General features: G+C 72.3%; 8 protein-coding genes and 1 pseudogene. 6 read left to right on the top strand and 3 right to left on the bottom strand.

The genetic code is table 11. From position 1 onward, the window contains the following. Positions 1–277: 277 nt before the first annotated feature. Complete coding sequence (locus tag ABZ930_RS41135) at positions 278–1,045, top strand: class I SAM-dependent methyltransferase (protein ID WP_361560666.1); 768 nt, start codon at positions 278–280, stop codon at positions 1,043–1,045. A 12-nt stretch (positions 1,046–1,057) separates the two neighbouring features. Here ABZ930_RS41135 and ABZ930_RS41130 read toward each other — a convergent pair whose 3' ends face one another. Both ABZ930_RS41130 and ABZ930_RS41125 read right to left on the bottom strand, forming a co-directional pair. Continuing rightward, the gene (locus ABZ930_RS41130) at positions 1,058–2,008 is read right to left on the bottom strand and encodes an NAD(P)-binding domain-containing protein (protein WP_361560663.1); all 951 of its coding nucleotides are present in this window, start codon (positions 2,006–2,008) and stop codon (positions 1,058–1,060) included. Positions 2,009–2,054: 46 nt separating this feature from the next. Beyond that, a complete protein-coding gene (locus tag ABZ930_RS41125) occupies positions 2,055–2,177 on the bottom strand; it encodes a hypothetical protein (RefSeq protein ID WP_361560660.1) in 123 nt (40 codons plus the stop codon). Positions 2,178–2,558: 381 nt separating this feature from the next. Between ABZ930_RS41125 and ABZ930_RS41120 the strand changes: the two genes are divergently transcribed. Both ABZ930_RS41120 and ABZ930_RS41115 read left to right on the top strand, forming a co-directional pair. Continuing rightward, the gene (locus ABZ930_RS41120) at positions 2,559–3,098 is read left to right on the top strand and encodes a UTRA domain-containing protein (RefSeq protein ID WP_361560657.1); all 540 of its coding nucleotides are present in this window, start codon (positions 2,559–2,561) and stop codon (positions 3,096–3,098) included. Beyond that, complete coding sequence (locus ABZ930_RS41115; protein WP_361560669.1) at positions 3,095–3,880, top strand: GntR family transcriptional regulator; 786 nt, start codon at positions 3,095–3,097, stop codon at positions 3,878–3,880. The genes ABZ930_RS41120 and ABZ930_RS41115 overlap by 4 nt, the downstream gene beginning before the upstream one ends. Positions 3,881–3,937: 57 nt before the next feature. On the opposite strand, the gene ABZ930_RS41110 is transcribed toward ABZ930_RS41115, so the two are convergent. Further along, positions 3,938–5,365: an alkaline phosphatase family protein gene (locus ABZ930_RS41110; protein ID WP_361560654.1), complete on the bottom strand. Its 1,428-nt coding sequence runs from the start codon at positions 5,363–5,365 to the stop codon at positions 3,938–3,940. Between the two features lie 360 nt (positions 5,366–5,725). Here ABZ930_RS41110 and ABZ930_RS41105 point away from each other — a divergent pair, with 360 nt between their 5' ends. The 3 genes and pseudogenes from ABZ930_RS41105 to ABZ930_RS41095 form a co-directional block, all read left to right on the top strand. Next, complete coding sequence (locus ABZ930_RS41105; protein ID WP_361560651.1) at positions 5,726–6,001, top strand: hypothetical protein; 276 nt, start codon at positions 5,726–5,728, stop codon at positions 5,999–6,001. Beyond that, positions 5,998–6,801, top strand: coding sequence for a sugar phosphate isomerase/epimerase family protein (locus tag ABZ930_RS41100; protein ID WP_361560648.1), 804 nt, complete (start codon positions 5,998–6,000; stop codon positions 6,799–6,801). Before ABZ930_RS41105 ends, ABZ930_RS41100 begins: the two co-directional genes overlap by 4 nt. Before the next feature lie 94 nt (positions 6,802–6,895). After that, a pseudogene (locus ABZ930_RS41095) lies at positions 6,896–6,985 on the top strand (oxidoreductase); the annotation flags it as partial.

Below are 6,985 nucleotides of genomic sequence, written 5' to 3'. Positions count from 1 at the left end.
CTCCCCAGAGGACGCCGAGGACGCCGATCACCAGGACACCGGGCACGCTGTAGGCGAGCCAGCCCGCGCCCCTGAGATGCGCACTTCGTGCGCCATCTCCTCGGGGAAGCTGCGCGCAGCGCATGCTTCAGGGGCGCGGGGAACTGCGCGAGAAGCGGCCACCGGGCCGCGCGTGGGGAACCGCCCAGGGGCGCGGGGAGCTGCGCGGCCGGCCACGACGGGGGCACGGCGGAAATTACGTCGTGCGGAAGCCGCACCCGCCGTACCGTTGCCCGCCATGACCAGAACCCAGGATCTCCCACCGCGCCTCACCCGCCTCACCTTCCACGGCCCGCTCTCCGAGTCCCGGGCCACGGGCCTCGTCGAGCGGCTGGCGCTCGGGAAGCCGTCCGGCGTCCTCGACATCGGATGCGGCTGGGGCGAGCTGATGCTGCGGGTGCTCGACGCGGTGCCCGGGGCGACCGGGCGCGGGATCGATCTCAACGCGGAGGACCTGGCCCGGGGCCGCGCGAACGCCGCTGCCCGGGGCCTCGGCGACCGCGCCGAGTTCCTGGAGCAGTCCGCGACCGACGCCGCGCTCGACCCCGCCGACCTGGTGCTCTGCCTCAGCGCGAGCCACGCCCTCAGTGGCGCGGAGCCGCCGCACCACACCACCGAGGCGCTGAAGGCCCTGCGCCGCCTCGTCACGCCGGGCGGCCGGGTGCTGCTCGCCGAGGGGTACTGGCAACGGCCGCCGACACAGACCGAGTTGAGCGCGATGTGGCCGGACGCCAGGGCCGACGAGTACGACGATCTGGCGGGGCTCGTCGACCGTGCCGTGGCGGCCGGGTTCCGGCCCGCCTGGGTGGAGACGGCGAACCGTGACGAGTGGGAGGCGTTCGAGTCCGGCTACCAGTCGGACAAGGAGATCTGGCTGGCCGCCCACCCCGACCACCCGCTCGCCGAGGAGACCCGCGACAAGCTCGACCGCCACCGGGGGACCTGGCTCCGGGGCTACCGGGACGTACTCGGCATCGCCTACCTCACCCTGGTCCCGGTGGCCTGACCGGCACGCGGCTCAGCCGAGAAGATCGATGTCGCGGCCCCCGCCGCCGGCCCGCCGCCGCGACTCCTCGTAGGCCAGCCAGGCCAGGGCCAGGTCCTGCCACGGGAGTCCGACCGGGGCGTAGACGGTGACGGTCCCGGGCGGCACGTCGCCGACCGGGACGTCACGGTTCAGAACCTCCCCCAGGGTCGAGGTGGCGCGAACAGCGTCTCCATCCATCCCTATGGACCCCAAAACCCCACTGCTCATGCCCAGTTCACGGTCGTCGACCACCAGACGTGCGGCGCGCAGCAGATCGACGCCCAGCTCCAGCTTGCCGGGCTCGTCCGCGCCGAGCGTCGTGAAGTGCTGCCCGGGGCGGGCCTGCGCGAGCCCGAGGAGCGGGGTGCGGGACCAGGTCGCGAGGAGGACGATGTCGGCCGTGGCGGCGATCGCCGCAGGGTCCGGTGCCGTACGCGCGCCATGGCGGTCGGCGAACTCCCGGGCCCGGCCGGGCTCGGCGTCGTGGACCCACACCTCACCGATGTCGCGCAACGCTCGCAGCCCGCGCAGCATCAGCTCGGCCTGCGCGCCCGCCCCGATCACGCCGACCGTCCTCGCCTCCGGCCGGGCCAGCGCGTGCGTCCCGAGCGCGGCGGCGAGCCCGGTCCGCCAGGCCGTGACGGTCGCGGAGTCGAGGAGGGCGAGGAGTTCCCCGTCGACACCGCTGTGCAGACAGACGACACCGCGCAGGGCGGGCGCCGCGCCGGGAAACTTGGCGTTGACCTTCACCGTGTAGGCGGGGATCCCGGGCAGCAGCCCCGGGATCAGCGCCGTCGCCGTCCCGGGAAACGGCAACTCGGCCACCACCCGCCGCGCCCCGGCCCCCGAGACCGCCCCGCGAAACCCCACGGCCAGCGCCTCGACGCAGACGGCCGGGTCGAGGAGGGCGAGAAGGTCGGTGCGGGTGAGGAGACGGGTCATGAAGGGATCATCGCAGCGCGGGTGGGGGCCGCCGGGCGGAACCCGTTCAGTCCCGGTCGCCGCCGGACGCCGGAATCCGCGCGCCCCGGCTCTCCGCGATCCGCAGGGTGTCGGCCAGGCACCGGGACAGGCGCAGGCTCGTGTATCTCAGCTCGCCGTACGGCGACATGAGATCGCCCAGTACGGCTCGGGCGGACTCCAGCACCTCGGCCGCGGCGCCGAGTTGCTCGACCTCCGCTTCGTCGGCGAGCCGAGAGAGGAATCCGTTCCCGCCCGGATCCGTACTGAGGAAGCATGGTTTGCCCTCGAAGGTCGCCCACGGAAGCAGCCGCAGAGTTCCGTCAGAGGGTCCTCGCCATGATGAGGGCTGGGACTGGGACACGCTGAGCCACCGCCTTGCCTGGGGTGCACAATGGAACAGACCGTACCGCTATTCACGAATAGCGACAAGGTCAAGCGTAGCGTGTACGGCACGGAGGGTCACCTACGATCCGGAGAAGCGCGCTTGCGGCAGCGCCACCACAGGCACTCGGGAGGCACCATGGGCGGCATGAGCGACTGGACGAGCACGTCGATGCCCTACCTGGCCCCGCCCGGCGAAGGCGCCCCGTCGGATGCATGGGGCGCGGAGGCCTCGGCTCAGGGCCGCCGGGGCACCCAGCGCATCGCACAGGCCGGGGAAGTGCCCGCACCCCCGCCTGTCGCGGCTCTGCTCGGCCTTGAACCGGGCTGTCCCGTGGTCGCCCGCCGACGTGTCATCGAACTCGACGATGTGCCGACGGAGTTGACGGACACGTACTACCCCACCGCCATCGCCCGGGGCACCCCCCTCGCAGGCACCGGAAAGATCCGCGGCGGCGCCGTCGCACTCTTGGCCCAGCTCGGGCACGTAGGCGTACGGGTACGAGAGGACATCACCGCACGCATGCCGGACACCGAGGAGCGGACGGAGTTGCGCATGACGGAGGACGAGCCCGTGCTGCAGATCACCCGGCTCACCCTCGACGCCCAGGACCGCCCGATCCAGGCGGACCTCATCACCATGCCCGCCCACCGACAGCGCCTGCGCTACGAGATCCGGATCGGCTGACCGTGCCCCGTACCGACCCCGCCGCCTTCGACCGCCGCCCGCTGCACGAGCGGATCGCCGCCGACCTGCGCGACCAGATCATGAGCGGGGTGCTGGCACCCGGAGCGAGGATTCCGTCGACCGTGCAGCTCAAGGAGCGGTTCGAGGCGTCCGGCGCCAGCGTGCAGAAGGCCCTGCAACTCCTCAAGGACGAGGGACTGGCCGTGGGCCGCGCCGGAGCGTCCGTCACGGTTCGCGCGCACCGGCAGCACACCCTGCGTCCTGCGTCGTCCTTGGCTCCGGCCTCCCCGGGCGCCCCGTACCCCTGGCTCACCGAGGCGGGCAAGGAGGGCTCTCCTCCGGGCCGCAGCACCCTCCTCGAAGTGGCCACGACGACCCCGCCGGCCGACGTGGCGGAGGTCCTGAACCTGCCGGTCGGCACCGAGCAGTGCGTCGTCCGCCGTCAACTGCTGAGCCTCGATGAGGAACCGGCCGAACTGGTCGCTTCCTACTACCCGTTGGACATCGCCCGGGGAACCGCCCTCATGGAACGCCGGAAGATCCGCGGCGGCACCCCGGCGCTCCTCACGGAGCTGGGTTTCCCGCCGCGCCGGAGCGTCGACCGGGTCTCCGCCCGCGTACCCACGCAGGATCAGTGCACCGCACTCCGGCTGCCGGGCAACCTGCCCGTTCTGCGCACGCTCCGCGTCGTCCACAGCGAGACCGGCAGGCCCGTCGAGGCCACGGTGATGGTCAAGGCCGGCCATCTCTACGAGGTGCAGTACGAGTTCGCCGTGGAGTGACGCCCAGGTGCCGCCGAGCGGGAGCCACACCCCGCTCGGCGGCCGATGCCGGGACGGCTACACGTGCGGGCGGCGGCCCTGTTCCTGGTGGGGGAAGTGCTGGTCGGCGCCGGGGAGGGTGGGCTTGGGGAGGGTGGCCACCTCCGTCTTGGCCTGGGCCAGTTGCTCGGCGGTGTCGTGGGGCAGGCGGGGCGCGCGGGGTGTGGCGTGGGAGAAGCGGAAGGCCGAGGTGAGGTCGCCGAAGGTGTGGCGGCGCCAGTCGGTGATGTTGGGCTCCTCGACGCCCGTGAAGCTCTCCAGGAACTGGAGCGCCGAGGTGTGGTCGAAGGACTCCGAGGCGACCCAGCCGCCGACCGTCCACGGCGAGACGATGATGGCGGGGACGCGGAAGCCGCCGCCGATGGGCAGACCCTTGACGAACTCGCCCGCGGTGCCCGCAGGGGGCGTGGGCGGCGCGACGTGGTCGAACAGGCCGTCGTTCTCGTCGTAGTTGAGGATGAAGGCGGTCTTCGCCCACACCTTGGGGTTGCTGGCTATCGCTTCTATTTTCTGGGCGACGAAGTCGGCGCCGGCCGCCGGGAGGTAGTCCGGGTGCTCCGACTGGTAGCTCGTCGGCATGATCCAGCTCACCGCCGGGAGGCGGTCGTTGCGGGCGTCGTCCTCGAAGGTGCCCTCGGGCTGGGAGCGGACACCGCGCTCGTACAGGTCGGAGCCCGGCTGCGCGTTCTTGAACGACGCGAACTGCTCCAGCATGTTGCAGCCGTAGTCGTCGTCCTGCTGGTAGACCTTCCAGCTGACGCCGGCCGCCTGGAGCCGTTCCGCGTACGTCGTCCAGCGGTAGGGCTGCGGGGCCGTGTTGTTGAGGATCGGGCCGCCCTGCGTGCCGCCGGGGTCGATGGTGCCCGTCATCCAGTAGAGGCGGTTGGGCCAGGTCGGGCCGAAGACCGAGGAGTAGTAGTTGTCGCAGATGGTGAAGGTCTCGGCGAGCGCGAACTGGAAGGGGATGTCCTTGCGGGTGTAATACCCCATCACGTACGGGCCGTTGACGCCGTCGGCCTTGCGGTGGGCGGGCAGCCACTGGTCCATCTTGCCGTTGTTCCACGCCTCGTGCTGGACCGACCAGGCGTGCGAGGTGGAGGGGATGGCCTGGGCACTGGTGGAGTGGGTGTCCAGGTGGAACGGGAGCAGGTAGCCCTTCGGGTTCTCGGCGTCGGGCTGGTAGAAGACCGAGCGGCCGGTGTCCAGCTTCAACGCATGGGGGTCGTTGAAACCGCGCACCCCCTTGAGCGTGCCGAAGTAGTGGTCGAACGAGCGGTTCTCCTGCATGAGCATCACGACGTGCTCGATGTCGCGCAGCGAGCCCTTGCGGGGCGGGCCCGCCGCCACCGCCTTCTGGACGCTGGGCGGGAGGAGGGAGAGGGCCGCGGCGCCGCCTACGGCGCCCGCGGCGGAGCCGAGAAGTCTGCGTCGGGTCAGTTCGGCCATGGAAGGTCCCCTGTCTGCTCGGGCCGGGTCCGGCGCCTGCCGGGTGGCATGCCAACGGCCCGTGGTGCACGGGCCGTTGGAACCAACCCTGCGCTCCGCCCGATGTGGCGCAGAGGAGGCCCGCGATGAAATCGGGGACAACGCGCGGCAAGGGCTTGGCCAACCCATGGGCCGACGCCCAGCCACTTGGCACCCGCTATACCTGCCGTATACACGGACTTGAACCGGGGCCCTTCCCGATGGACGGCCGGGCACGCTGAGCAGCAGCCGCAGCCGGGCCGTGCCGGGCGCCTCGTCGCGTACGCACCTCACACAGCCCACCGGGCGGCCGTCCAGCTCGGCGATCCACACCCGCTCCGGATGCGGGTCGTGGTCCTGGGCGAAGGGGCGCGGGGCCTGGGCATCGGCGACCGGCCGGTGCGCGCCTGCGCGGACTGCGCGCGCGGTGCCGGCCACCGCGAGCTGGTGCCGTGGACCAACGACTCTCTGGCGTCGGCCTGTTCGATCGACCGGCGGCACGGATGCGTTCTCGTCGGCGAGCGTCCGCACCGCTCCTTCGGCGCCGATCCCGTCGGACAGGACTGGAAGAAGGCCCTCCATAAGTCGGTGGACCGGCGGGTAGGGTCCGCCCCATGAAACTGGCGTTCTCCACCCTCGGTGTCCCTGGTCTCCCCCTCGACGACGTGCTGCGCCTCGCCACCACGCACGGCTATCACGGTGTCGAACTGCGCGCGCATCCCGAGGAGCCGGTCCATCCGGGCATCGGCCCCGACGCGCGGGCGGACGCGGCCGCCCGGTTCAAGGCGGCCGGTGTCGAAGTGCTCGGTGTCGCCGGGTACGCGCGGGTGGCGGCGCCCGCCGACGACGACGGGCCCGTCATCGACCAGGTCCGCGAACTGGTCGACCTGGCGGCCGACTTGGGCGCGTCCTACGTACGGGTCTTCCCCGGCGGCGGTGAAGAGCAGAGCGCCGAGGAAGCGGACGCGACGGCCGCCCGGCGGCTCGGGGTCGCCGCCGAGTACGCGGCCGACCGCGGTGTACGGGTCCTGCTGGAGACCCATGACTCGCATCGCACCGGCGCCGCGGCCTCCCGGGTCGCCGGGCTCGTCGGCCATCGCAACGTGGGCGTTCTCTGGGACGTCATGCACACCTGGCTCGGCGGCGAGCAGCCCTCGGCCTCGTACGCCGCGCTGTCCCCGTATCTCGGCTATGTCCAGGTCAAGGACATCGCCGGGCCCGACGACACGACGCCGCTCGCGCTCGGGGCGGGGGTGCTGCCGCTCGCCGAGGTGGTGGAGGTGCTCAGCCGGGAGGGGTGGGACGGGTGGTTGTGCTGGGAGTACGAGGCCCGCTGGTACGAGTCGGCTGCGCCGCTTTCCGGGTTGTTGGGTGACGGGCGGGAGTTGCTGGGGCGGCTGCTCAACGAGTCGGCGTAGGGGTCGCCGGGGGTGCGTCGTCGGGTGCGGGGTGCGTCGTGGCTTCTCGCGCAGTTCCCCGCGCCCCTGAAGCGAGCGAAGCTCGCCCTTCAGGTTCACCGGCACCGCCGTCGACGTCCAGCGCCTGGCCGGCTGCTCGTTCGGCGTGACCGCCCCCGAGGAGCTGCGGCTGGCCGCCGAGGCC

It is taken from the genome of Streptomyces sp. NPDC046716 (assembly GCF_040645755.1).
Lineage (GTDB): Bacteria > Actinomycetota > Actinomycetes > Streptomycetales > Streptomycetaceae > Streptomyces.
The sequence above is the reverse complement of the archived record's forward strand: the minus strand, read 5'-3'. Positions and strand labels throughout refer to the sequence as shown.

Coding starts and splice junctions, on each gene's coding strand:
- ABZ930_RS41120 (WP_361560657.1), top strand. CDS start 2,559: ATGAGCGACTGGACGAGCACGTCGATGCCCTACCTGGCCCCGCCCGGC.
- ABZ930_RS41105 (WP_361560651.1), top strand. CDS start 5,726: ATGCGGGTCGTGGTCCTGGGCGAAGGGGCGCGGGGCCTGGGCATCGGC.
- ABZ930_RS41100 (WP_361560648.1), top strand. CDS start 5,998: ATGAAACTGGCGTTCTCCACCCTCGGTGTCCCTGGTCTCCCCCTCGAC.
- ABZ930_RS41125 (WP_361560660.1), bottom strand. CDS start 2,177: ATGTCGCCGTACGGCGAGCTGAGATACACGAGCCTGCGCCTGTCCCGG.
- ABZ930_RS41135 (WP_361560666.1), top strand. CDS start 278: ATGACCAGAACCCAGGATCTCCCACCGCGCCTCACCCGCCTCACCTTC.
- ABZ930_RS41110 (WP_361560654.1), bottom strand. CDS start 5,365: ATGGCCGAACTGACCCGACGCAGACTTCTCGGCTCCGCCGCGGGCGCC.
- ABZ930_RS41130 (WP_361560663.1), bottom strand. CDS start 2,008: ATGACCCGTCTCCTCACCCGCACCGACCTTCTCGCCCTCCTCGACCCG.